This is a genomic window from Bacillus sp. GZB (assembly GCF_001975995.1).
GTDB lineage: Bacteria > Bacillota > Bacilli > Bacillales > Bacillaceae > Bacillus > Bacillus velezensis.
Genome location: NZ_MTQG01000010.1, coordinates 804206 through 830045 on the forward strand (window position 1 = coordinate 804206; position 25840 = coordinate 830045).

Below are 25840 nucleotides of genomic sequence, written 5' to 3' on the forward strand. Positions count from 1 at the left end.
TTGATTACAGCCTTGAAAACAGATACAGGTAAAGTCCGCCGGCATAATGAAGATGCGGCGGGCATTTTCACAAAAGAAGACGCGGTGCTTGCGGTTGTCGCCGACGGCATGGGCGGTCATCTTGCCGGAGATGTAGCGAGCAGGATGGCGGTTGCGGCGATGGAAGAGCAGTGGAACCGGACCGAAACGGTTCCTTCTCTGCCGTCTGCTTGCGAGGATTGGCTGAAAGACCGGATTCATGAGGCGAATCTCAAAGTACATGACCACGCTAAAGCGAATGAAGAATGCCGGGGAATGGGCACCACTGTTGTTTGCGCCTTATTCACCGGGAAGTTTGTCACTGTGGCTCATATCGGTGACAGCCGGTGCTACCTGCTTCAAGAGGGGGAATTCACTCAGCTGACTGAGGACCATTCGCTTGTGAATGAGCTGGTCAAGACGGGGGAAATTTCGAAAGAGGACGCCGAGCACCATCCGCGGAAAAATGTATTGACGAGAGCGCTGGGGACAGATGAAACCATCAGTCCCGACGCCCGTTCTTTTGAACTGTCTGACGGCGATCAGCTGCTTTTATGCTCTGACGGACTGTCAAATAAAATAGAAGATCACGAGATCAAACAAATGCTTCAAGCCGAATCTGATCCTCAGGAAAAAGTAGACCTTCTCATCAGCAAAGCGAATCAAAATGGCGGCGAAGATAACATCACGGCTGTGTTGATTGAGTTTTCCGCAGATGCAAAAGAGGGTGAAGACAAGTGCTAACCGGCAAGCGGATCAGCGGGCGTTATCATATCCTCCGGCCCATTGGCGGCGGCGGAATGGCAAACGTTTTTTTAGCTGAGGACATCATTCTCGAACGTGAAGTCGCAATTAAAATTCTGCGGTTTGACTTTGTGAATGACATTGATTTTATCAGGCGTTTCAGAAGAGAAGCACAGTCGGCATCAAGCCTCGATCATCCGAATATCGTCAGTATTTACGATATCGGGGAGGAAGGCGATATTTATTACATTGTCATGGAATATGTGGAAGGCATGACATTAAAGGAATACATAAACGCACACGGGCCGCTCCATCCGAAAGAAGCGCTGTCCATTATGGAGCAGATCGTCTCGGCCATCGCCCATGCCCATCAAAACCATATCGTGCACCGGGATATTAAACCGCACAATATATTGATAGATCATTTAGGGCATATCAAGGTGACGGATTTCGGCATCGCCACAGCGCTTACGTCTACGACAATCACACATACGAATTCTGTGCTGGGCTCGGTTCATTATTTGTCTCCGGAGCAGGCGAGAGGCGGTCTGGCAACGAAAAAATCAGATATTTACGCGCTCGGCATCGTGCTGTTTGAGCTTTTAACAGGTAAAATTCCTTTTGACGGAGAATCAGCCGTCAGCATAGCGCTAAAGCATCTGCAAACAGAAACGCCTTCCGCCAGAAAGTGGAACCCTTCCATTCCGCAGAGCGTTGAAAACATTATTTTAAAGGCAACCGCTAAAGACCCGTTTCACCGCTATGAAAGCGCCGAGGACATGGAAGCGGACATCAGAACGGCTTTTGACGCCGGCAGGCTGAATGAACAAAAGTTTTCCGTGCAGGATGATGAGGAAATGACAAAAGCCATTCCCGTTATTACTGACGGCGCAAAAGCCGCGCCTCAGGCGGAAACGCCGGGGGAGACGGACGATAAGGAACAGCAGCCCGCCAAAAAGAAAAAACGGAAATGGCCGTGGGTTTTGCTGGCCGTCTGTTTCATTTTCATTATGGCGGCTGTTCTTGCGGTCACCGTGTTTCCGTCTTTATTTATGCCTAAAGATGTAAGCGTCCCCGACGTACGGGGCATGAAGTACGAAAAAGCGGAAGCCCTGCTTGAAAAGAACGGGCTCCGGGCGGATCCTGATATAACGGACATTGAAGATGAAAAAATAGAAGAGGAATTAATGGTCAAAACGGACCCAAAAGCGGGGTCTACCGTTAAAGAAGGCTCTTCTGTAAAACTGTACAAAAGCATCGGAAAACCGAAAACCCAGCTGATCGACGTGAAAGGGCGGCAGATCGGCGACGCAAAAAAAGCGCTGAAGGAAAAAGGCTTCAAACATGTCAATGTCAAAGAAGAGAACGATGACAGCGAGGCCGGCACCGTAATTGATCAGAACCCGTCAGCCGGCACCGACATGGTCGCAAGCGACGATGAAGTCAATCTAACGGTCAGCCTCGGTCCGGCGGACGTTACGCTGAGGGACTTAAAGACTTACAGCAAAGAAGCGGCTTCAGGGTATCTTGAAGATAACGGCCTGCAGCTTGTTGAAAAACAAGCCCATTCAGATGACGTGCCGGAAGGACAAGTCATGAAACAAGAGCCGTCAGCCGGTACTGCGGTTAAGCCGGGAAGTAATGTTGAAGTGACGTTCTCGCTCGGACCTGAAGAAAAACCGGCGAAAACGGTAAAAGAAAAAATCAGCATTCCTTACGAACCCGAACATGAAGGGGACGAGCTTGAAGTGCAAATCGCCATCGATGATAAGGACCACAGCATCTCTGATACGTATGATTCATTTAAAATAAAAGAGCCGACTGAAAAAACAATTGAACTGAAGATTGATCAGGGACAGAAGGGGTATTATCAAGTGATGGTCGATCATAAAGTCGTCAGCTACAAAACGATTGAATACCCGAAAGATAATGACTGACAAGGAGGGACCCTATGCCTGAGGGCAAAATTATAAAAGCGTTAAGCGGATTCTATTATGTCTTGGATGAATCACAGGACAAGATCATTCAATGCAGGGGCCGGGGCATTTTCAGAAAAAATAAAATAACGCCCCTGGTCGGCGATTATGCCGTTTATCAGGCTGAAAATGATAAAGAAGGCTACCTGCTGGAAATCAAAGAACGAACAAACGAGCTGATCAGGCCGCCGATTTCAAATGTCGATCAGGCCGTTCTCGTCTTTTCTGCCGTTCAGCCGGCGTTCAGCACGTCTTTATTGGACCGTTTTCTCGTCCTTGTGGAAGCCAACGGCATTCACCCGATCATCTGCATAACCAAAATGGACTTAGCTGCAGACGGGGAATCGAAAGAGGCGATACTTTCTTACGTGAAAGACTATCAGGCAATCGGTTATGACGTATATGTGACGTCATCAAAAGAAAACAGCGGCTTAACAGGCATTGTGAAACACTTTGAGAACAAAACAACGGTGTTTGCCGGTCAGTCCGGAGTCGGAAAATCTTCGCTTTTAAATGCGATCAGCCCGGAGCTTGAGCTGAAAACAAACGAGATTTCCGCGCATTTGGGACGCGGAAAACATACGACGCGCCATGTGGAGCTCATTCATACATCAGGCGGTCTGGTGGCGGATACTCCGGGATTCAGTTCGCTTGAATTTACCGGCATTGAGGAAGAAGAGCTGGGCAGCACGTTCCCTGAGATCAGAGAAATAAGCGCCTCTTGCAAATTCAGAGGCTGTCTGCATCTTAAGGAGCCGAAATGCGCGGTAAAGCAAGCGGTGGAAGAAGGAGAGATTCAGCCGTACCGCTATGAGCATTACAAAGAATTTATGCAGGAAATAAAAGAGAGAAAGCCGAGGTATTAATATGATTAAGGTTGCGCCATCAATTCTTTCCGCCGATTTTGCTTCACTGGGCGAGGAAATTAAAGACGTGGAAAAAGGAGGGGCGGACTATATCCATATTGATGTCATGGATGGCCATTTCGTCCCTAACATTACAATCGGGCCGCTTATCGTTGAAGCCGTCCGTCCGGTGACTGATCTGCCGCTGGATGTCCATCTTATGATTGAAAACCCGGACCGCTACATCCCGGCATTCGCAAAAGCCGGTGCGGACATCCTTTCCGTTCATGCTGAAGCGTGTCCGCATCTTCACCGGACCATTCAATTGATAAAAGAGCAGGGGGTAAAAGCGGGAGTTGTGCTCAATCCGCATACGCCCGTCCACATGATTGAACATGTGATCGAGGAGCTTGACCTTGTGCTGTTAATGACGGTTAACCCCGGTTTTGGCGGACAGCGCTTCATTCATTCGGTTCTGCCGAAAATCCGTCAGGTCAAACAGCTGGCTGAGGAGAAAGGCCTGTCTGAGCTTTTAATCGAGGTGGACGGAGGCGTTAATAAAGAAACAGCCCCTTTATGCGCTGAAGCGGGCGCCAATCTGCTTGTTGCCGGGTCTGCCGTATATAATCAGCCGGATCGGAAAAAAGCCATCGCTGACATCCGAAACGCGTAATAAACATGCTGAAAAAGAGCCCGGTGAAAGCCGCCGGCTCTTTTCGCGTCTAAGAGAGAGGAAAACATATGAAGACAATCAATATTGTTGCGGGCGGCCCGCGGGAGCTTATTCCCGATCTATCCGAATACACAGACGGAGATACGACATGGGTCGGAGTCGATAAAGGGACGGTTGCTCTTTTGGAGGCCGGAATCATTCCGCAGGAAGCTTTCGGTGATTTTGACAGCATTACGGAAGAGGAGCTCATGCAGATTCAAAAAGCGGCGCCGGCCCTCCATGTATATCAGGCGGAAAAAGATTATACCGATCTTGAACTCGCCCTTGACTGGGCTTTACAACTAGAACCGGAAACCATTCGGATATTCGGTGTGACGGGCGGAAGAGCCGATCACTTTTTAGGGAACATCCAGCTGCTGTATAAAGCCTTACATAAGAATACCGATGTCGAGCTGATCGACCGGCAGAATGACATTCAGATGTTCGGGCCCGGCCGTTATACAATTGAAGAAAAAGCAAGCAGACGCTATATTTCTTTCATTCCGTTTACGGAAGCGGCAGACGGCCTGACGCTCGACGGTTTTAAATATCCCCTTGATAATTGTCATATTCCTCTGGGTTCCACACTATGTATTAGTAACGAACTCATTCATTCACGAGGTACTTTTTCGTTTGCAAAAGGCATATTAATAATGGTAAGGAGCGCGGATTAGAAAAGCGGCTTCTGCCATATGCGGAAAAAACCATGAATCCTAAAGTGATGAACGCAGCGGATACGGGACTTATAGGAGGGGACAAAATGAAATTTTATACCATTAAATTGCCGAAGTTTTTAGGAGGAATTGTCCGGGCGATGCTGGGCTCATTTAGAAAAGAGTAAGCCCAAGAAGCTGAAATTGCCCTCTTTGAACGCATAAAAAACGCCTGCCGCATAAAAGGGCAGGCGTTCATTTTTGCTTATACACGCTCAACTTTACCGGATTTTAAAGCCCGGGCAGATACATACACTTTTTTAGGTTTGCCGTCAACGAGGATGCGGACCTTTTGAAGGTTGGCGCCCCAAGTACGCTTAGAAGCGTTCATTGCGTGAGAACGGTTGTTTCCGGCTTTTGTTTTTTTACCTGTAATAAAACATTTACGTGCCATTTGTTTCCCTCCTAACTGCGCGAAACATCTTTTCAAACATAGTTTCTCAGATGCTTTCGTTATACAATACTTTAAATAATTTACCACAGCTAAAAACCGTTTGCAACTATTGTTTCCCTTACTTTCAAGAAAAATCACTTGACATGTAAAACCAATCACATTTCCGCGCTGAAGGCCGCTGTCTGTATCTTTTCTTTTCATAATGGGATACATATAGTAGAATAATGATAACTCTATGCACCTGAAGGAGGAACCTGTGTGTCCATTGAAATGAAGACAAAATACGGACAGATTGATATATCCAACGAAGTCATCGCAATGGTTGCCGGAGGCGCTGCCATTGACTGTTACGGAATAGTGGGGATGGCCTCAAAAAACCAGATTAAAGACGGTTTGTCTGAAATCCTCCGGAGAGAGAACTTCGCAAAAGGCGTACATGTCCGTCAGGAAGCCGAACAAATACATATCGACATGTACATTATTGTCAGCTACGGCACTAAAATATCCGAAGTAGCCCACAATGTTCAGACGAAGGTAAAATACACAGTAAATCAAACAATCGGACTTGCAGTTGATTCTGTAAATATTTATGTCCAAGGCGTACGAGTAACGAACCCGTAGTGAGGAGGATGAGTATTGTCTAGACGAAACTTAGATGGGAGAGCTTTTGCGGCAATGATTCTGGCGGGGGCTGAGACATTGTCTCAAAACGCATCCGCGGTGGATGCGCTGAACGTGTTTCCCGTGCCTGACGGCGATACCGGAACAAATATGAATTTATCGATGTCATCCGGTGCAAGAGAGGTAGAGCACATTGACTCACCCGACATCGGCAAAGTCGGCATCGCCCTGTCAAAAGGCCTGCTTATGGGGGCGAGAGGAAACTCAGGGGTGATCTTGTCCCAATTGTTCAGAGGTTTCACAAAGAGCATTGAAAACAAAAACCAAATAGACGCCCAAGAATTTGCCGCAGCACTCCAAGCGGGAGTGGATATGGCATATAAGGCGGTCATGAAACCGGTTGAAGGAACGATTTTAACCGTGGCCAAGGATGCGGCTAAAAAAGCGGTCGCCTCGGCCAAAGAAGAAACCGATATCATTGCTCTCATGGAGGCCGTTATTGAAGAAGCGGAAGCGTCGCTGAACCGCACGCCGGATCTGCTTCCTGTTTTAAAGGACGTTGGTGTCGTTGACAGCGGCGGAAAAGGTCTGCTTTGTGTATATGAAGGCTTTTTGTCTGCTTTAAAAGGAGAGGCCGTACCGAAAAAAGCGGTTCTTCCGGCACTCGATGATATGGTGAATGCCGAGCATCATAAAAGCGCGCAGAGCATGCTGAGTACAGAAGATATTGAATTCGGATTTTGTACGGAAGTGATGGTAAGGCTGGATCAAGATAAACGGACGTTCAAGGAAGAGACGTTCAGAAACGAACTGAGCCGTTTCGGCGATTCATTGCTGGTCGTGGCTGATGATACGCTGGCGAAGGTCCATATTCATGCCGAAGAACCAGGGAACGTACTCAATCTCGCACAGCGTTACGGCGATTTGATTAAAATTAAAATTGAAAACATGAGGGAACAGCATACTTCAATCATCAGCCAAGAACATGATGAAAAAAAGCCGGCCGGCGTTATGAAAGAAGCCCGCAAGCCTTTTGGCATCGTGACTGTGGCAATGGGAGAGGGCATTTCTGAATTGTTTACGAGCATCGGCGCTTCACACGTAATCGAAGGCGGCCAGACAATGAATCCGAGCACGGAAGATATTGTTGAAGCCGTTCAGTCTGTCAATGCGGAGACGGTTTTCATTCTTCCGAACAATTCCAATATTGTGATGGCTGCCAATCAGGCGGCGAGCGTGGCTGAAGAAAATGTCATTGTCATTCCGGCAAAAACGGTCCCTCAAGGCATGACCGCCCTGCTTGCGTTTAACCCTGACCAGCCGGCTGATGTAAATGAAGCCAATATGCTTGAGGCCATCCGGAATGTGAAAAGCGGACAGGTGACATATTCAGTCAGAGACACCCATATTGACGGCAAAGATATTAAAAAAGGTGATTTTATCGGCATTTTAAACAGTTCAATTATCGGCAGCGCCGAAGATCGGATGAGTGCGGCGAAATTGCTGCTGGATGAAATGATCGGGGAAGAAGATGAAATCGTCACCATCCTGTACGGAGAGGACGCGCCGGAAGAAGAAGCTGAGAAACTTGCTGAGTATATTGCAAGCGTCTGTGAAGATATCGAGGTTGAAATCCATAACGGCAGACAGCCTCTGTATCCATATATATTTGCGGCAGAATAGAAGGGCTTATCAGGCCCTTCTATTCTTATGCCTTTATTTACCTGCGGCAGTGCGGCAGTGTGCCTGCTTGCCAATTGAGAAATGTTCAATTAGTCTAAAGAAAAGCGCTGAATAGAGTGATGTTAAGGAGGAACAAACCAGCATGAAGTATAGAAGCGTTTTTGATATTATCGGCCCGGTAATGATCGGTCCGTCCAGTTCACATACCGCAGGCGCCGCCCGGATCGGCAGAGTGGCCAGAAGCCTATTCAGGCGGGAGCCCCGCCGGATCATTGTGTCTTTTTACGGATCATTTGCGGAGACGTATAAGGGTCACGGCACTGATGTCGCGATTATCGGCGGCCTGCTTGATTTTGATACATTTGATGAACGGATTAAAACAGCGATTCAAATTGCGGAAGAGAAGGGCATATATGTAGAGTTCCGTACAGAGGATGCCGTGCCCGTTCATCCGAATACAGCGCGTATCGTCATTTCTGATGATGAGGGAGAGCTTGCCCTTACCGGTATTTCCATCGGCGGCGGAAAAATAGAAATCACGGAGCTCAACGGCTTTGAGCTGCGTCTTTCCGGAAACCATCCGGCTATTTTAGTCGTTCACAATGATAAATTCGGCACGATTGCAGGCGTTGCGAATGTGCTTGCGAAATTCTCCATCAACGTCGGACATATGGAAGTGGCGCGTAAGGACGTCGGCCAGCTTGCGCTGATGACGATTGAGGTCGATCAGAATATTGAAGAAGAAGTGCTTGACGAGCTTTCAACACTTCCTAATATTATACAGGTTACTAAGATAGCTGACTAAAAAGTCAGGAGGAAAATGACATGTTTCGTAATGTAAAAGAATTAATAGAAATCACTCAAGAAAAACAAATTCCGATTTCGGAAGTGATGATCACCCAAGAGATGGAAGTAACGCAAAAAACGCGGGAAGAAATCTTTCAAGGAATGGAGCGCAATCTCTCCGTCATGGAAGCAGCTGTTGAAAAGGGGCTGAAGGGCGTCACGAGTCAGACCGGTTTAACAGGCGGAGATGCCGTGAAACTTCAGGCATACATCCAATCGGGAAGAAGCCTGTCGGGCAATCTGATTTTAGACGCCGTTTCTAAAGCTGTCGCGACAAATGAAGTCAATGCGGCCATGGGAACGATCTGCGCTACACCGACCGCCGGTTCTGCCGGGGTTGTGCCGGGAACGTTATTCGCCGTAAAGCATAAGCTGAACCCTACGACAGAACAAATGATCCGTTTTCTGTTTACAGCCGGCGCGTTCGGTTTTGTCGTAGCAAATAATGCGAGTATTTCAGGAGCGGCAGGAGGCTGTCAGGCGGAAGTCGGGTCAGCATCAGGCATGGCAGCGGCTGCGATTGTGGAAATGGCGGGCGGAACGCCTCAGCAATCAGCGGAAGCAATGGCGATTACACTGAAAAATATGCTCGGTCTCGTATGTGACCCGGTCGCCGGATTGGTAGAAGTGCCGTGTGTCAAACGAAATGCAATGGGAGCATCCAACGCAATGATCGCGGCGGATATGGCGCTGGCCGGGATTACAAGCCGCATTCCTTGCGATGAGGTGATTGACGCGATGTACAAAATCGGCCAGACAATGCCGACAGCACTGCGTGAAACGGGACAAGGCGGTTTAGCCGCGACACCGACGGGAAGAGAGTTGGAGAAAAAAATTTTCGGAGGAGCGCTGAAATCAAGTGACACACCATCAGCAAACTAGTATAGCGGAAATTAAGGGCATTGGGCCGGAAACAGAAAAAACATTGCGCGAACTTGGTATCTATGACATTTCTGATCTTCTGAATTATTTCCCTTACCGTTATGACGACTATGAGCTGAGGGACTTAGAAGAAGTAAAACATGAAGAAAGAGTGACGGTAGAAGGGAAGGTTCATTCAGAACCTTCTCTTACCTATTACGGCAAAAAACGAAACAGGCTGACATTCAGGGTGCTTGTCGGCAATTATTTAATTACCGCGGTCTGCTTTAACCGTCCCTACTTAAAAAAGAAACTGACGTTAGGTTCTGTCGTCACGATATCCGGGAAATGGGATAAACACAGACAGACCGTTTCCGTGCAGGAATTAAAAAACGGTCCTCATCAAGAAGATAAAAGCATTGAGCCTGTTTATTCAGTTAAAGAAAACGTCACCGTAAAAATGATGAGACGGTTTATTAAGGAAGCGCTGGAGCATCATTTGGACAGTGCGGCCGATCCGCTTCCTGAAAAATTGAGAATCCGCTACAAGCTGCCTGATTACAAACATGCCCTGCAGACGATGCATCAGCCTGAAACGAGGGAATCGTTACAGCAGGCAAGACGCCGGTTTGTTTACGAGGAATTCTTATTATTTCAGCTGAAAATGCAGGCGTTCCGTAAAGCGGAAAGGGAACAGTCAAAAGGCATCAGCCATGTGTTTCCTGCTGAAAAGCTCGCCGCTTTCACAGACAGCCTGCCGTTTTCGCTCACAACCGCACAGACGCGCGTGCTTCGGGAAATTACCGCTGAGATGACATCCCCTTACCGAATGAACCGTCTGCTGCAAGGTGATGTCGGTTCAGGGAAAACGGCCGTCGCCGCCATCGCTTTGTACGCTGCGATTTTGTCGGGGTATCAGGGGGCATTAATGGTGCCGACTGAAATTCTGGCCGAACAGCATGCAGATTCTCTCGTATCGTTGTTTGCAAATGAAGATGTGAATATCGCGCTTTTGACGAGTTCTGTAAAAGGAAAGCGGCGCAGGGAGCTTTTGGAGCGGCTTGCTCTCGGAGAGATTGATATTTTAGTAGGGACCCATGCTTTAATCCAGGACGAAGTGGAATTTAAAGCGCTGAGCCTTGTCATTACGGACGAGCAGCACCGGTTCGGGGTCGAACAGCGCAAAAAACTCAAGAATAAAGGCCAGGATCCGGATGTGCTGTTTATGACAGCCACCCCGATTCCGAGAACGTTGGCCATTACCGTCTTCGGAGAAATGGATGTTTCCGTGATAGATGAAATGCCCGCGGGGCGAAAACAAATCGAAACGTATTGGGTGAAACACGACATGCTGGAGCGGATTTTGGCTTTTATAGAAAAAGAGCTGAAACAGGGAAGGCAAGCCTATATTATCTGCCCGCTCATTGAAGAGTCGGATAAACTGGATGTACAGAATGCGATTGACGTATATAACATGCTTTCTGACGTTTACCGCGGGAAATGGAATGTCGGCCTGATGCACGGGAAGCTCCATTCTGATGAAAAAGATCAGGTGATGAGAGAATTCAGCGCCAATCAATGTCAGGTACTTGTGTCAACAACCGTCGTAGAAGTCGGGGTGAACGTGCCGAATGCGACGATTATGGTCATCTATGACGCCGACCGTTTCGGATTATCTCAGCTCCACCAGCTCCGCGGCCGGGTCGGGCGGGGAGACCACCAATCTTTCTGCATCTTGATGGCAGATCCGAAATCCGAAACCGGGAAGGAACGGATGAGAATCATGTCGGAGACAAACGACGGCTTCGAGCTGTCTGAAAAGGACCTTGAACTGCGCGGCCCCGGGGATTTCTTCGGAAAAAAACAGAGCGGTATGCCCGAGTTCAAGGTGGCGGATATGGTTCATGACTACAGAGCTTTGGAGACGGCCCGCCAGGATGCGGCCAATCTGGTGTCTTCAGAGGCTTTTTGGAAAGATGACGAATACCGCATGCTGCGCGGTCAATTACTTTCAAGCGGCGTCTTGGAAGGGGAGAAATTAAGCTGATTCTGTAAAATTCGGCGGCTTTCAAAAAACAATCATTGCATTCCAATCTATGAGATTATATACTACTATTAGTACCTAGTCTTAATTGTCCGGATGGTGTTTACAGATGAGAAGAAGCAAAAAAGAACGCCAAAAATTATTGCAGCAGACGATCAAATCGACACCCTTCATCACAGATGAAGAATTAGCGGGGAAATTCGGCGTCAGCATTCAGACGATCCGTTTAGACCGCTTAGAGCTCTCAATACCGGAGCTGAGGGAAAGAATTAAAAACGTGGCAGAACAAACGCTTGATGATGAAGTGAAATCACTGTCTTTAGACGAAGTGATCGGTGAAATTATTGATCTGGAGCTTGACGGCCAGGCCATTTCCATATTAGAAGTAAGACGCGAACATGTCTTCAGCCGCAATCAAATTGCGCGGGGGCATCATTTGTTTGCGCAGGCGAACTCACTCGCCGTAGCCGTCATTGATGATGAGCTGGCGCTGACCGCAAGCGCAAATATCCGCTTTACAAGACAGGTGAAAGAAGGCGAGCGCGTCGTTGCGAAAGCCAAAGTGACGGCAGTAGAAAAAGAAAAAGGCAGAACGGTAGTTGAAGTCAACAGCTATGTGGGAGAAGAAGTCGTGTTCTCCGGCAGCTTTGACATGTACCGTTCAAAACAATCATAAAGGTGGAGCATGCATGAGAATAGCTGTAGATGCAATGGGAGGCGACAACGCACCCAAAGCTGTTATTGACGGAGTAATGAAGAGTATTGAGGCATTTGACGATCTTCATATTACGCTGGTCGGTGACAAGACAACGATAGAATCACACTTGCCAACAACATCAGACCGCATCACTGTGTTGCACGCCGATGAAGTGATTGAACCGACGGATGAACCGGTCCGCGCCGTACGCAGAAAGAAAAACTCTTCTATGGTGCTGATGGCGCAGGAAGTGGCTGAAAACAGAGCGGACGCCTGCATCTCAGCGGGGAATACGGGCGCACTCATGACAGCGGGACTGTTTATCGTCGGCAGAATTAAAGGAATCGACCGGCCTGCGCTTGCGCCGACGCTTCCGACCGTTTCAGGCGACGGTTTCCTTCTTTTGGACGTGGGAGCCAATGTCGATGCCAAACCGGAGCATCTCGTCCAGTACGGAATTATGGGATCTGTATATGCCCGGCAGGTTCTCGGAATCAGCTCGCCCCGCGTCGGCTTGTTAAATGTCGGCACGGAAGAAAAGAAGGGAAACGACCTGACAAAAAAGACGTTTGAATTATTAAAAGAAACAAACGTGAATTTTGTCGGAAACGTAGAGGCGAGAGACTTGCTCGAAGGCGCTGCTGACGTCATCGTCACAGACGGCTTTACGGGCAACGTCACGTTGAAAACATTGGAAGGTTCAGCGTTATCGATTTTCAAAATGCTGAAAGATACACTGACTTCAAGTTTTGTTTCTAAGCTCGCAGCGGGAGTGCTGAAGCCGAAGCTGATGGAAATGAAATTGAAAATGGACTATTCTGAGTACGGCGGGGCGAGTCTTTTCGGTTTGAAAGCGCCCGTCGTTAAAGCGCACGGCTCTTCTGACGCACGCGCTGTTTACCATGCGCTGCGCCAGGCGAGAGAAATGGTCAGCCAAAACGTGGCCGCATTTATAGAAGAAGAAGTAAAAGAAGAAAAAACAGATGAGTAGTCTGGAGGTTACCGCATCATGAGTAAGATTGCATTTTTATTTCCCGGACAGGGATCACAATATATCGGTATGGGAAAAGACCTGTACGAACGCGAAGAAGCGTCAAAACGTATTTTTGATGAAGCGGATGAAACGCTTGAAACAAAGCTGAGCTCACTCATTTTTGAAGGTGACGCCGAAGAATTGACCCTTACATACAATGCGCAGCCCGCGCTGTTGACAACGAGCATCGCCGTATTGGAAAAGTTTAAAGAATCCGGCATCACCCCTGATTTCACCGCCGGCCACAGCCTCGGAGAATATTCGGCGCTTGTTGCGGCGGGAGCGATGACATTTAAAGATGCCGTTTACACAGTAAGAAAACGGGGAGAATTCATGAATGAAGCCGTGCCGGCCGGAGAAGGCGCCATGGCAGCTATTCTCGGAATGGATGCGGAGTCCTTGAAAAAGGTGACGGATCAAGTGACGGAAAACGGTCATCTCGTACAGCTTGCAAACCTGAACTGCCCCGGCCAGATCGTAATTTCCGGAACGGCAAAAGGCGTGGAGTTGGCTTCAGAAGAAGCAAAAAACAACGGAGCCAAACGGGCAATCCCATTAGAAGTAAGCGGACCGTTCCATTCTGAATTAATGAAGCCGGCAGCGCAAAAACTCGAGGAGGTGCTCAGCGCCTGTGAGTTAAAAAATGCGGCTGTTCCCGTGATTTCAAACGTTTCGGCTGACGTTATGACAGAAAAAGACGATATCAAGAAAAAACTGATCGAACAGCTGTACTCACCTGTACGCTTTGAAGAAACCATTAACAAACTGATTGACGAAGGCGTCACGACGTTTGTTGAAATCGGGCCCGGAAAAGTGCTTTCAGGCCTTGTGAAAAAAGTGAACCGCCGCCTTAAAACAATCTCGGTTTCTGACCATGAAACCATCGAACTGGCGATTCAAACGCTGAAGGAGGAGAATCAGGATGCTTAATGAAAAAACAGCAGTGGTAACGGGAGCGTCCCGCGGAATCGGGCGGGCGATCGCGCTTGATCTTGCGAAAAACGGCTGTAACGTAGTAGTCAACTACTCCGGGAATGAAGCGAAAGCGAACGAAGTCGTAGATGAAATCAAATCTTTGGGCCGAAACGCGATCGCGGTAAAAGCCGATGTATCAAATTCCGAAGAAGTACAAAACATGATAAAAGAGGCTGTCGCTGCATTTTCTTCAATCGACATTCTCGTGAACAATGCGGGGATCACAAAAGACAATCTTCTGATGAGAATGAAAGAAAATGAATGGGATGATGTCATTAACATTAACCTGAAAGGTGTATTCAACTGCACGAAAGCCGTGACAAGACAGATGATGAAACAGCGCTCCGGCCGGATTATCAACGTATCATCAATTGTCGGCGTCAGCGGAAACCCCGGCCAGGCGAACTATGTGGCGGCAAAAGCCGGTGTAATCGGCTTAACGAAGTCATCAGCCAAAGAGCTTGCGAGCCGCAATATTACGGTTAATGCCATTGCTCCGGGCTTTATTTCTACAGATATGACGGACAAGCTTTCTAAAGAAGTCCAAGATGAAATGCTGAAGCAGATTCCGCTCGCGCGTTTCGGTGATCCTTCCGATATCAGCAGCGTTGTTACGTTCCTTGCGTCTGAAGGATCGCGTTATATGACGGGCCAAACCCTTCATATTGACGGCGGAATGGTGATGTAAAGATTTGTTTTTAAAATTTCATCCTAGTTTCTCTAGTTTTTTAAAAACGAATCCTCTATAATACTTGAGGGGAGGTGAATTGCTATGGCAGATACATTAGAGCGTGTAACGAAAATCATCGTAGACCGCCTTGGCGTTGATGAAGCTGACGTCAAACTTGAAGCTTCTTTCAAGGAAGACTTAGGTGCTGATTCCCTAGATGTAGTTGAGCTTGTTATGGAACTTGAAGACGAGTTTGATATGGAGATTTCTGACGAAGATGCTGAAAAGATTGCAACAGTCGGCGACGCTGTGAACTACATACAAAACCAGCAATAAGCTGATGCTAAAAGTCCCGCCTGACAGCGGGGCTTTAGCCCTTTAATCGTTCGGTTACCGGCGTCTGACGCTGTACGCGTTGCCGATTCCGTTTACGGCGGGGAGCGCGGTGAACCTGATGTGCCTATGGAGGTTACTATGTCAAAACACTCACATTTTAAAGATAAAAAAAAGTTCTATAAAAAAATAGAGCAATTTAAAGAGTTCCAAGAACGGATTTCGGTTCATTTTCAAAACGAGAAACTTTTGTATCAAGCATTTACACATTCATCTTATGTGAATGAGCATCGGAAAAAGCCGTATGAAGACAATGAAAGGCTTGAATTTTTAGGTGACGCTGTTTTGGAACTGACGATCTCCCAATTCTTATTTGCCAAATATCCGGCCATGAGTGAAGGAGATTTGACGAAGCTGAGAGCCGCTATCGTATGCGAGCCGTCACTCGTCTCACTTGCCCATGAATTGTCATTCGGCGATCTTGTTCTCTTGGGAAAAGGAGAAGAAATGACGGGCGGCAGAAAGCGTCCTGCGCTTTTAGCGGATGTGTTTGAAGCGTTTATCGGCGCATTGTATCTGGATCAGGGCCTTGACCCGGTTCAGCAATTCCTGAAAGTGTACGTGTTCCCTAAAATAAACGATGGTGCTTTTTCTCATGTGATGGATTTCAAAAGCCAGCTTCAAGAATTTGTACAGCGGGACGGAAAAGGATCGCTTGAGTACAAAATTCTCAATGAAAAAGGGCCTGCCCACAACCGGGAATTCGAGGCGCTTGTCTCTATTAAAGGTGAGGCGCTCGGTATCGGGAACGGACGTTCCAAAAAAGAAGCCGAGCAGCATGCGGCACAGGAAGCTCTTGCAAAAATGCAAAAACAACATACGAAACAATAAAATCCCCCTGTTTCCCTAGGGGGATTTCAGTATGTCTGCGCCTGATATAAGCGGGTGATTATGATAATATTGAGATACTTATACGATAAGGAGGATCTGGGATGTTCCTCAAACGTTTAGACGTTATAGGATTTAAATCATTTGCAGAACGGATATCCGTTGACTTTGTAAAAGGCGTCACGGCCGTTGTCGGTCCGAACGGCAGCGGAAAGAGCAACATTACCGAAGCCATCCGCTGGGTGCTCGGCGAACAATCAGCCCGCTCGCTTCGGGGCGGAAAAATGGAAGATATCATTTTTGCGGGAAGTGATTCGCGCAAGCGGCTGAACCTTGCCGAAGTTACATTAACGCTTGATAATGAAGATCATTTTCTCCCGATCGATTACCACGAAGTCAGCGTGACGAGACGGGTGTACCGTTCCGGAGAAAGTGAATTTCTCATCAACAATCAGCAGTGCCGCCTGAAAGACATCATTGACTTATTTATGGACTCCGGGCTCGGAAAAGAAGCATTCTCTATTATCAGCCAGGGGAAAGTCGAAGAGATTCTCAGCAGCAAAGCGGAAGACCGCCGCAGTATTTTTGAAGAAGCGGCCGGCGTGCTGAAATATAAAACAAGAAAGAAAAAAGCGGAAAACAAACTGTTTGAGACGCAGGATAACTTAAACAGGGTGGAAGATATTCTCCACGAGCTTGAAGATCAGGTCGAACCGCTGAAAATCCAGGCATCAATCGCCAAAGACTACTTAGAAAAAAAGAAAGAGCTTGAGCATGTCGAAATCGCCCTTACCGTCTTTGACATCGAACAACTGCATGGCAGATGGTCGGGTTTAAAAGATAAGGTGCAGGCTGCTAAAGAAGAAGAATTGGCGGAATCATCGGCTCTGTCCGCAAAAGAAGCGATGATAGAAGAGACGAGAGATAAAATCCACGCGCTTGATGAATCCGTCAACGAACTGCAGCAGGTTCTGCTCGTGACAAGTGAAGAGCTGGAAAAGCTGGAAGGCCGGAAAGAAGTGCTGAAAGAGCGCAAAAAAAACGCCGCGCAAAACCGGGAACAGCTTGAGGAATCCGTTACACATTACACGAACAAAGAAGCCGAACTGAAAGCGGACATTGAAAAACAGTCTGCCGTCTATGATAAGCTGCGTGCGGAAGTGAAGCAGTTAAACGCCCAGGTGAAAGAAAAGCAGCAGGCTCTCAGTCTGCATAATGAAAATGTAGAAGACAAAATTGAACAATTAAAAAGCGATTACTTTGAATTGTTAAACAGCCAGGCGTCGATTCGCAACGAGCTGCAGCTTTTAGATGACCAGATGTCCCAATCTGCGGTCCAGCAGGCGAGACTGACCGCAAACAATGAAAAATACCTTGAAGAACGTAACGATATTGCAGTCCGCAAAGCGGCGTGCGAAGAAGAATTGGCCGCCGTTGAAGAGGATATTCACAATCAGGTCGTCCGCTTTCGCGAAGTCCAGACAGCATATGAACAGAAAAAACGCCAATATGAAAAGAAAGAATCTGCGCTGTATCAGGCGTATCAATTCGTCCAGCAGGCCAGATCCAAAAAAGATATGCTTGAAACGATGCAAGGCGATTTTTCAGGATTTTACCAAGGCGTAAAAGAAGTGCTGAAGCAGAAAGAGCAGCTCGGCGGCATCCGCGGCGCCGTTCTCGAACTGATTGCCACCGAACAAAAATATGAAACGGCGATCGAGATTGCACTCGGCGCAGCGGCGCAGCACGTTGTCACAGACGACGAGCAGGCGGCGCGGAAGGCGATTCAATATTTAAAACAGAATTCATTCGGCCGCGCGACGTTCCTGCCGCTTACGGTTATGAAACCGCGCCAGCTCCAAACCCGTGATGAACAGACGGCTTCAAAGCATCCGTCTTTCCTCGGCACAGCGAGCGGGCTTGTCACATATGATGCCGCGTATCGGAATGTCATTCAAAACCTTCTCGGCACCGTGCTGATCACTGAAGATTTAAAAGGCGCAAATGAACTGGCCAAGCTTCTCGGGCACCGCTACCGCATCGTGACGCTTGAGGGTGATGTCGTCAATCCAGGCGGATCAATGACAGGCGGCGCGGTCAAAAAGAAAAACAATTCTCTGCTCGGCAGAAGCCGTGAGCTTGAGACGGTGACTGCGCGGCTTGCCGAAATGGAAGAAAAAACAGCTCTGCTCGAAAAAGAGGTCAAAACGCTGAAGCAGGCCATTCAAGAGCTTGAACATACGCTGAGCGGTCTCCGTGAAGACGGTGAAGCTTTCAGAACAAAGCAGCAGGATGTAAAAGGCAGGCTGTATGAACTCGAAGTCGCTGAAAAGAACATCAATACCCATCTGGAGCTTTACGATCAGGAGAAAGCATCGCTGACGGAAAGCAGCCGGGAAAAAGAGACGCGTAAATCAGCTCTGGAAGAACAGCTGAGTGAGGCATCCGGCCAGCTGAAAGAGCTTGAGGAAGAGATGGAAAAGCTGACAAAACAAAAGCAGACCCTATCCTCAACAAAAGAAACGCTCTCTCATGAATTGACGGAATGTAAAGTGGCCGCTGCGAAAAAAGAACAGGCGTGCTCGAGTGAGGAAGACAACCTCAAAAGACTGAAAAAAGAGCTTGAAGAAACGCAGCTCGCTCTGAAAGAAACACGGGAAGATTTAAGCCTCCTGACCTCAGAGATGACGTCCAGCACAAGCGGTGAGGAGCAGCTTGAAGAAGCAGCCCATCACAAGCTTCACGATAAAACGAGAACGATCGAATTGATCGCCAACCGGCGCGACCAGCGGGTGAAGCTTCAGAGGGCGCTTGATACGAACGAGCTTGAGCTGAAAGAGATGAAGCGTCTGTACAAGCAAAAAACGGACATTCTGAAAGATGAAGAGGTAAAACTCGGCCGGATGGAAGTCGAGCTTGATAATCTCTTGCAGTATTTACGCGAGGAGTACAGCCTATCCTTTGAAGGGGCAAAAGAACAATATCAGCTCGAACTCGAGCCTGAAGAGGCGAGAAAACGGGTCAAACTGATCAAGCTTTCAATTGAAGAGCTCGGAACGGTCAATCTCGGCAGCATCGATGAATTTGAAAGAGTAAACGAACGGTATCAGTTTTTAACAGAGCAGAAAAATGACCTGACGGAAGCGAAAAACACACTGTTTCAAGTCATTGAAGAAATGGATTCTGAAATGACGAAGCGATTCCATGAAACGTTTGTCCAGATCCGTTCTCAATTCAACGACGTGTTCCGTTCTTTATTCGGAGGAGGACGGGCTGAACTGAAGCTGACTGACCCGAATGATCTTCTTAATTCCGGGGTGGACATTATCGCGCAGCCTCCGGGCAAAAAACTGCAAAACTTAAATCTTTTGTCAGGGGGAGAACGGGCGCTGACTGCCATTGCCCTTTTATTCTCCATTCTGAAAGTAAGGCCCGTGCCGTTCTGCGTCCTTGATGAAGTGGAAGCTGCGCTAGATGAAGCCAATGTATTCAGGTTTGCGCAATATTTAAAAAAATACAGCGGGGACAGCCAGTTTATCGTCATCACCCACAGAAAAGGCACCATGGAAGAAGCGGATGTCCTCTACGGTGTTACGATGCAGGAATCCGGCGTTTCCCGAATGGTTTCGGTCAAACTGGAAGAAACAAAAGAATTCGTTCAGTAACGAGGAAAGAGGTTGAAAGATGAGCTTTTTTAAAAAATTAAAAGAGAAAATCACGAAACAGACAGACTCCGTCTCTGAAAAATTTAAAGATGGTCTTGAAAAAACAAGAAATTCCTTCTCAAATAAAGTGAACGAACTCGTCTCCCGCTACCGGAAAGTCGACGAGGATTTCTTCGAGGAGCTTGAGGAAGTGCTGATTGGTGCTGACGTCGGTTTTACAACCGTTATGGAGCTGATTGATGAGCTCAAAAACGAGGTGAAGCTGAAAAACATCCAGGATCCTCAGGAAGTGCAGTCCGTCATTTCTGAAAAGCTTGTCGACATTTATAATAGCGGCGACGAACAGATTTCTGAATTAAATATTCAGGACGGGCGCCTGAACGTTATTCTGCTTGTCGGGGTAAACGGCGTCGGAAAAACGACAACGATCGGAAAACTTGCCCATAAGCTGAAAAATGAAGGCAAATCCGTTGTGCTCGCTGCCGGAGACACCTTCAGAGCCGGGGCGATTGAACAGCTTGAAGTGTGGGGGGAGCGTACAGGCGTGCCTGTCATTAAACAGGCTGCCGGAAGCGACCCTGCTGCGGTTATTTATGATGCCGTACACGCGGCTAAAGCAAGAGGAGCGGATGTGCTGATTTGTGATACGGCCGGCCGCCTTCAGAATAAAGTAAACTTAATGAAAGAGCTTGAAAAAGTCAAACGCGTCATCGAACGCGAAGTGCCTGAGGCTCCGCATGAGGTTCTCCTTGCGCTGGACGCGACGACAGGCCAAAATGCGATGGCGCAGGCGAAAGAATTCTCCAAAGCGACGAATGTGACGGGTATCGCGTTAACGAAGCTTGACGGCACCGCAAAAGGCGGTATCGTCCTGGCGATCCGCAATGAGCTTCACATCCCCGTGAAACTGGTCGGCCTCGGAGAAAAGGTTGACGATCTCCAGCGGTTTGATGCAGAATCTTACGTATACGGTCTCTTTTCTGATTTAGTTGAAAAAGCCGAGGATTAATGAATAAAAAACGAGTATAAAATGGACGGTTTTATACTCGTTTTTTTATACGCATTGATAGATCGGAATGGAGGGGGCAATTGTTGGACAAATGGCTGAAAGCTGAATTGGAAAGTAAGATCGGGGCGATAAACCATATGTCGCTGTTGGATGAACAGGGAGGCACTTCAACCGTTCGAAAAATAGTGACCGGCCAAGACGCATTTCTGCTGAAAAGTTCTTTTCAACAGAAGTATCGGGAATGGTTAATGAGAGAAGCCTTCGTTTTACAAAAACTGACGGAAACTCGTCGTCTGCCTGTTCCTGTTTATTATGGGATGATACAGGAACAGCATGCCAGCCATATCATAATGTCATTTGAGGATGGAATCACCCTGACTTCGGCTTTAAGAAAAGCAAAAGGGGATACTGAAAAGAAAAAGCTGATCAAAAGTTTCGGCCAGTTTCTGCAACGGCTGCATGAAACCGAAATGGTCTCTGGTTTACGGCCGGAGACAGACTGGCTCGATCTGCAAATCAAACGAGCCGGAGAATATGTCAAAAAAGGACAGGCTGAAGGAAGTGCAGAGCTTTTGAAGGAATTAGACAGGTACAGGCCTGTTCCTGTTCAGCAGACAATGATTCACGGTGACTGCACGACTGATAATGTGCTGGTGAAAGACGGAGAGGTCTATCTGTTTATCGATGCTGCGGGAATATCGGCGGGAGATCCGCGATATGATGAATCATTAGCGATCAGTCATTTTGTCACAAATGAAGCATGCCTTAATGCTTTTTACGAAGGCTATTGCCGCTATCGTGTATCAAAACAAGAATTCGAGTATTTTAACGACGGTCTATATGAATTTTTTTAAAAAAACTTATTATGTAAAAAGAGCATCATGCTTTGACAAGATAAAAACTTGACACACGCTCTGAAACCATGTAAACTAAGTTTTTGTAAAGGGATTTGACTTAACAAAGGGGAGAGCTCAAATGTCGCTCGAAAAAACGACGAGAATGAACTATTTATTTGACTTCTATCAGTCGTTGCTGACGTCAAAACAAAAGAGCTATATGTCGCTTTATTATCTGGACGATTTCTCCCTTGGTGAAATAGCCGAAGAGTATGACGTTTCAAGGCAAGCCGTTTACGATAACATCAAACGGACTGAAGCGATGCTTGAACAATATGAAGAAAAACTGCTCCTTTTTAAAAAGTTTCAGGAGCGTAAAGAAATGTTTACAAAGCTGAAAGAGCTTGCTTCCGGGTTGCAGGAAGAGGAAAAAATGACGGCTCTGATTGAAGCGCTTGAGAAATTAGATTAGGAGGCGGCAAACAATGGCATTTGAAGGATTAGCCGACCGACTGCAAAAGACGATTTCAAAAATCCGCGGAAAAGGAAAAGTCAGCGAACAAGACGTAAAAGAGATGAAGCGTGAAGTTCGTCTTGCGCTTCTTGAGGCTGACGTTAACTTTAAAGTCGTAAAGGATTTTGTGAAAAAAGTAAGTGAACGGGCTGTCGGACAGGACGTTATGCAGAGTCTGACACCCGGTCAGCAGGTTATTAAAGTCGTAAAAGAAGAGCTTACCGAGCTGATGGGCGGCGAAGAAAGCAAAATTGCCGTCGCCAAACGCCCCCCGACCGTTATTATGATGGTCGGGCTCCAAGGTGCCGGTAAAACGACAACCACGGGGAAGCTTGCCAACCTGCTGCGCAAAAAACATAACCGCAAACCGCTGCTCGTGGCTGCGGATATTTACCGCCCCGCCGCGATTAAACAGCTGGAAACACTGGGGAAACAGCTTGATATGCCGGTCTTTTCGCTTGGCGATCAGGTCAGCCCGGTGGAAATTGCCAGACAGGCGATTGAAAAAGCGAAGGAAGAGCATCATGATTATGTGATTTTAGATACCGCCGGACGGCTGCACATCGATCACGAACTGATGGATGAGCTCTCCGGCGTAAAGGAAGTCGCAAATCCTGAGGAAATTTTCCTTGTCGTCGACTCAATGACCGGTCAGGATGCGGTAAACGTCGCCAAAAGCTTTAATGACCAGCTCGGTTTAACGGGCGTCATTTTAACAAAGCTTGACGGGGATACCCGCGGAGGTGCGGCGCTTTCTATCCGCGCGGTCACCGAAACGCCGATTAAATTCGCCGGAATGGGAGAAAAGCTCGATGCTCTTGAAGCATTCCATCCTGAACGGATGGCATCCCGGATTCTCGGAATGGGTGACGTGCTGACGCTGATTGAAAAAGCTCAGGCGACCGTTGATGAAGACAAAGCCAAAGAGCTTGAGCAGAAAATGAGAACGATGAGCTTCACATTGGATGATTTTCTGGAGCAGCTTGGCCAGGTCCGAAACATGGGGCCTCTTGACGAACTGCTGCAAATGATGCCCGGCGCAGGCAAAATGAAAGGCTTAAAAAACATCCAAGTCGATGAAAAACAGCTGAATCATGTGGAAGCGATCATTAAATCAATGACTGTTCTTGAAAAAGAACAGCCGGATATCATTAACGCCAGCCGGCGGAAGCGGATTGCCAAAGGAAGCGGAACATCCGTTCAGGAAGTCAACCGTCTTTTAAAGCAGTTTGAGGAAATGAAAAAAATGATGAAGCAGATGACCAACATGACAAAAGGGAAGAAAAAAGGCTTTAAATTACCTTTTATGTAATCGGTTATACATGATAAAACCGTTGTTAAGAAAAAACACTTTACAAACACTTTTATCATTGTTAATATACTATCTTGTTGAAATATTTTCGGAGGTGCTAGTAAAATGGCAGTAAAAATTCGTTTAAAACGTATGGGAGCAAAAAAATCTCCTTTCTATCGTATTGTTGTAGCAGATTCTCGTTCACCGCGTGACGGCCGTTTCATCGAAACAGTCGGCACATACAACCCGGTTGCAAAGCCGGCTGAAGTGAAAATCAACGAAGAGCTTGCTCTTAAATGGCTTCAAACAGGAGCTAAACCTTCTGATACAGTCCGCAACTTGTTCTCAAACCAAGGAATTATGGAAAAATTCCACAACGCTAAACAAGGCAAGTAATGACTGATCAGAACTTGGAAGATTTGATTGTCAGCATTGTGGCTCCGCTTGTCGACCATCCGGAAGACATAACGGTCACAAAGGAAGAGACTGATCAAAAGATTGCGCTGCGCTTATCTGTCAATAAGTCAGATACCGGTAAAATTATCGGAAAGCAAGGCCGGACTGCAAGAGCGATTCGAACCGTCGTTTTTGCAGCTGGCGCACAGTCTTCTAAGAAAGTTCAATTTGAAATATTTGACTGAAAAAGGGAGAGGGCCGGCACCTCCCCTTTTTTTACACGTAAAAAAGGCAAATGAACAGAAATATGTTGGAAGAGTGGGGAGTCTGGTCCTATGCAGATTATTCACAGGGTAACCGTTATGCAGGTTCTGACCGAGCAAAGCAAGGAAAAGCTTTTGGCCTCTTTTGCAGAAAAAAAGCAAACGCTTGAACGAGAATGCAGCCAGCTCTATTTTCAGCTTAGAAAACATGAAAAAGATCAGCAGAATCCCGATGTAGCGGAATCTTTTAAAAAAGCCATTGAAAAAAGACAAGACAAAATCAAAATGATCGATTTCCAAATAAGCCAGACAGAGTCGCTCCCGCTTGGAAGCGAAGTGAAGGAAAAGGAGATCGATGCGCTGCTTTCAATCAACGTCGGTGATAACTGGCATGAAAAAACAGCGGCAAATACCATCGTCATAAAAGACGGGGTAGTAATTGAAATCCGCCCGAGGTGATAATATGACAAACAGATGGTTTAATGTAGGCAAAATTGTAAATACCCACGGCATTAAAGGCGAAGTGCGGGTCATTTCTAAAACGGACTTTGCCGAAGAACGGTACAAGCCCGGCAATACGCTTTATTTGTTTGCGGAAGGGGCTGCGGAGCCAATCAAAGTAACGGTCAGCGCCCACAGGCTTCACAAGCAGTTTCACCTGCTGCAATTCAAAGAAATGCCGAGTCTCAATGAAGTCGAACACCTAAGAAACATGGTGATCAAAGTCCCTGAAGAAGACTTGGGAGAGCTTGAAGAAGATGAATTTTATTTTCATGAAATCATCGGCTGCGAGGTTGTGTCAGAAGACGGGGAACTGATCGGCACAGTGAAGGAAATTTTGACGCCCGGGGCTAATGACGTATGGGTGGTTGCAAGAAAAGGCAAAAAAGATGCGCTCATTCCGTATATTGCTTCTGTGGTAAAGGATATTAATATAAATGAGAAGAAAATTAAGATTCATGTAATGGAAGGGTTAATAGACGAATGAAAATCGACTTTTTAACACTGTTTCCCGAAATGTTTCAAGGGGTGCTTGGCTCATCCATTCTGCAAAAAGCACAGGAAAAAGAGGCTGTCCGTTTTGACGTCATCAATTTCCGGGCTTTTTCGGATAATAAACACCAAACGGTTGATGATTATCCATACGGCGGGGGAGCCGGGATGGTGTTAAAGCCGCAGCCCGTATTTGATGCGGTTGAAAAGCTGACATCCGGTACGGACGCCAAGCCGCGCATTATCCTCGTCTGCCCGCAAGGTGAGCGTTATACGCAGAAGAAAGCCGAGGAGCTGGCGGAAGAGGAACATCTCATGTTTATTTGCGGACATTATGAAGGGTATGATGAACGGATCCGGGAACATCTTGTCACTGATGAAATCTCCATCGGGGATTTTGTGCTGACCGGGGGAGAGCTCCCTGCCATGATGATCGCCGACAGCGTTGTCAGGCTTTTGCCGGGCGTCCTCGGAAAAGAAGCATCCCACGTGGAGGATTCCTTCAGCACGGGGCTTTTAGAGCATCCTCACTATACGAGGCCAGCAGATTATAAAGGCTTAAAAGTGCCTGAGACTCTTCTGTCCGGCAACCATGCCAAAATACAAGAATGGCGCAATAAAGAATCAATCAGAAGAACCTTTTTAAGACGTCCCGATCTTCTTGAAAACTATCCTCTCACTGATGAGCAAAGAAAATGGATTTCCGAGTGGGAAAACGAATAGATTCTATTGCGCAGGCGATGAAGATATGATAAGATACTACTTGTGGCTTAAGGAGGCTTATCCTTCAGAAGCTTGAAAACGATGTTCCGCTGTG

At 47.2% G+C, this 25840-nt stretch carries 28 protein-coding genes; 27 read left to right on the forward strand and 1 reads right to left on the reverse strand.

Features of this window, described 5'->3' with window-relative positions:
* From BXO87_RS04245 to spoVM, 6 genes are all read left to right on the forward strand, one after another.
* Positions 1-762: a Stp1/IreP family PP2C-type Ser/Thr phosphatase gene (locus BXO87_RS04245; RefSeq protein WP_038457977.1), complete on the forward strand. Its 762-nt coding sequence runs from the start codon at positions 1-3 to the stop codon at positions 760-762.
* Positions 756-2699 carry a Stk1 family PASTA domain-containing Ser/Thr kinase gene (gene pknB / locus BXO87_RS04250; protein WP_007611349.1) on the forward strand — a complete coding sequence of 648 codons (1944 nt, stop codon included), beginning with the start codon at positions 756-758 and terminating at the stop codon, positions 2697-2699. Before BXO87_RS04245 ends, pknB begins: the two co-directional genes overlap by 7 nt.
* A gap of 14 nt (positions 2700-2713) precedes the next feature.
* Positions 2714-3604: a ribosome small subunit-dependent GTPase A gene (gene rsgA / locus BXO87_RS04255; RefSeq protein WP_007409752.1), complete on the forward strand. Its 891-nt coding sequence runs from the start codon at positions 2714-2716 to the stop codon at positions 3602-3604.
* Between the two features lies 1 nt (position 3605).
* On the forward strand, positions 3606-4256 hold the full coding sequence (rpe, locus tag BXO87_RS04260; RefSeq protein ID WP_032874864.1) for a ribulose-phosphate 3-epimerase: 651 nt from the start codon (positions 3606-3608) through the stop codon (positions 4254-4256).
* Between the two features lie 68 nt (positions 4257-4324).
* Positions 4325-4969 (forward strand): thiamine diphosphokinase, encoded by a 645-nt coding sequence (locus tag BXO87_RS04265; RefSeq protein WP_038457980.1) that lies wholly within the window; start codon positions 4325-4327, stop codon positions 4967-4969.
* A gap of 86 nt (positions 4970-5055) precedes the next feature.
* Entirely contained in the window at positions 5056-5136 is an 81-nt protein-coding gene (spoVM, locus tag BXO87_RS04270; RefSeq protein WP_003154329.1) for a stage V sporulation protein SpoVM, read from the forward strand.
* Positions 5137-5213: 77 nt separating this feature from the next.
* Here spoVM and rpmB read toward each other — a convergent pair whose 3' ends face one another.
* Entirely contained in the window at positions 5214-5402 is a 189-nt protein-coding gene (gene rpmB, locus BXO87_RS04275) for a 50S ribosomal protein L28 (protein ID WP_003154328.1), read from the reverse strand.
* A gap of 258 nt (positions 5403-5660) precedes the next feature.
* Between rpmB and BXO87_RS04280 the strand changes: the two genes are divergently transcribed.
* The 21 genes from BXO87_RS04280 (at position 5661) to trmD (ending at position 25746) form a co-directional block, all read left to right on the forward strand.
* Positions 5661-6023, forward strand: coding sequence for an Asp23/Gls24 family envelope stress response protein (locus tag BXO87_RS04280; RefSeq protein ID WP_003154327.1), 363 nt, complete (start codon positions 5661-5663; stop codon positions 6021-6023).
* 15 nt (positions 6024-6038) lie between these two features.
* Positions 6039-7706, forward strand: a complete 1668-nt coding sequence (locus tag BXO87_RS04285) for a DAK2 domain-containing protein (RefSeq protein WP_038457982.1) — start codon at positions 6039-6041, stop codon at positions 7704-7706.
* Positions 7707-7848: 142 nt separating this feature from the next.
* Positions 7849-8511, forward strand: coding sequence for an L-serine ammonia-lyase, iron-sulfur-dependent subunit beta (sdaAB, locus tag BXO87_RS04290; protein WP_017417764.1), 663 nt, complete (start codon positions 7849-7851; stop codon positions 8509-8511).
* Between the two features lie 20 nt (positions 8512-8531).
* Positions 8532-9434 (forward strand): L-serine ammonia-lyase, iron-sulfur-dependent, subunit alpha, encoded by a 903-nt coding sequence (gene sdaAA / locus BXO87_RS04295; RefSeq protein WP_003154324.1) that lies wholly within the window; start codon positions 8532-8534, stop codon positions 9432-9434.
* Complete coding sequence (gene recG / locus BXO87_RS04300) at positions 9412-11460, forward strand: ATP-dependent DNA helicase RecG (protein ID WP_038457985.1); 2049 nt, start codon at positions 9412-9414, stop codon at positions 11458-11460. The genes sdaAA and recG overlap by 23 nt, the downstream gene beginning before the upstream one ends.
* A gap of 106 nt (positions 11461-11566) precedes the next feature.
* Positions 11567-12133, forward strand: coding sequence for a transcription factor FapR (gene fapR / locus BXO87_RS04305; protein ID WP_003154320.1), 567 nt, complete (start codon positions 11567-11569; stop codon positions 12131-12133).
* Positions 12134-12146: 13 nt separating this feature from the next.
* Positions 12147-13145 (forward strand): phosphate acyltransferase PlsX, encoded by a 999-nt coding sequence (plsX, locus tag BXO87_RS04310; RefSeq protein ID WP_007409758.1) that lies wholly within the window; start codon positions 12147-12149, stop codon positions 13143-13145.
* Positions 13146-13163: 18 nt separating this feature from the next.
* Positions 13164-14117 (forward strand): ACP S-malonyltransferase, encoded by a 954-nt coding sequence (gene fabD / locus BXO87_RS04315; RefSeq protein ID WP_003154316.1) that lies wholly within the window; start codon positions 13164-13166, stop codon positions 14115-14117.
* A complete protein-coding gene (fabG, locus tag BXO87_RS04320; protein WP_038457988.1) occupies positions 14110-14850 on the forward strand; it encodes a 3-oxoacyl-[acyl-carrier-protein] reductase in 741 nt (246 codons plus the stop codon). The genes fabD and fabG overlap by 8 nt, the downstream gene beginning before the upstream one ends.
* 84 nt (positions 14851-14934) lie before the next feature.
* Positions 14935-15168, forward strand: a complete 234-nt coding sequence (acpP, locus tag BXO87_RS04325) for an acyl carrier protein (RefSeq protein ID WP_003154310.1) — start codon at positions 14935-14937, stop codon at positions 15166-15168.
* Between the two features lie 138 nt (positions 15169-15306).
* Entirely contained in the window at positions 15307-16056 is a 750-nt protein-coding gene (rncS, locus tag BXO87_RS04330; RefSeq protein ID WP_038457991.1) for a ribonuclease III, read from the forward strand.
* 101 nt (positions 16057-16157) lie between these two features.
* A complete protein-coding gene (smc, locus tag BXO87_RS04335; protein ID WP_038457994.1) occupies positions 16158-19718 on the forward strand; it encodes a chromosome segregation protein SMC in 3561 nt (1186 codons plus the stop codon).
* A gap of 19 nt (positions 19719-19737) precedes the next feature.
* On the forward strand, positions 19738-20727 hold the full coding sequence (gene ftsY / locus BXO87_RS04340; RefSeq protein WP_038457996.1) for a signal recognition particle-docking protein FtsY: 990 nt from the start codon (positions 19738-19740) through the stop codon (positions 20725-20727).
* A gap of 83 nt (positions 20728-20810) precedes the next feature.
* Positions 20811-21581 (forward strand): phosphotransferase family protein, encoded by a 771-nt coding sequence (locus BXO87_RS04345; RefSeq protein ID WP_038457997.1) that lies wholly within the window; start codon positions 20811-20813, stop codon positions 21579-21581.
* Positions 21582-21702: 121 nt separating this feature from the next.
* Positions 21703-22035, forward strand: a complete 333-nt coding sequence (locus tag BXO87_RS04350; RefSeq protein ID WP_003154299.1) for a putative DNA-binding protein — start codon at positions 21703-21705, stop codon at positions 22033-22035.
* A gap of 13 nt (positions 22036-22048) precedes the next feature.
* The gene (gene ffh / locus BXO87_RS04355; RefSeq protein ID WP_076851229.1) at positions 22049-23389 is read left to right on the forward strand and encodes a signal recognition particle protein; all 1341 of its coding nucleotides are present in this window, start codon (positions 22049-22051) and stop codon (positions 23387-23389) included.
* Between the two features lie 105 nt (positions 23390-23494).
* Complete coding sequence (gene rpsP / locus BXO87_RS04360; RefSeq protein ID WP_007611384.1) at positions 23495-23767, forward strand: 30S ribosomal protein S16; 273 nt, start codon at positions 23495-23497, stop codon at positions 23765-23767.
* Complete coding sequence (locus BXO87_RS04365) at positions 23767-24012, forward strand: KH domain-containing protein (protein WP_007611392.1); 246 nt, start codon at positions 23767-23769, stop codon at positions 24010-24012. The genes rpsP and BXO87_RS04365 overlap by 1 nt, the downstream gene beginning before the upstream one ends.
* A 90-nt stretch (positions 24013-24102) precedes the next feature.
* Positions 24103-24489, forward strand: coding sequence for a YlqD family protein (locus BXO87_RS04370; protein ID WP_003154291.1), 387 nt, complete (start codon positions 24103-24105; stop codon positions 24487-24489).
* A 4-nt stretch (positions 24490-24493) separates the two neighbouring features.
* Positions 24494-25018 carry a ribosome maturation factor RimM gene (gene rimM / locus BXO87_RS04375; protein ID WP_003154290.1) on the forward strand — a complete coding sequence of 175 codons (525 nt, stop codon included), beginning with the start codon at positions 24494-24496 and terminating at the stop codon, positions 25016-25018.
* Positions 25015-25746, forward strand: coding sequence for a tRNA (guanosine(37)-N1)-methyltransferase TrmD (trmD, locus tag BXO87_RS04380; RefSeq protein WP_038458001.1), 732 nt, complete (start codon positions 25015-25017; stop codon positions 25744-25746). Before rimM ends, trmD begins: the two co-directional genes overlap by 4 nt.
* Positions 25747-25840: the final 94 nt, after the last annotated feature.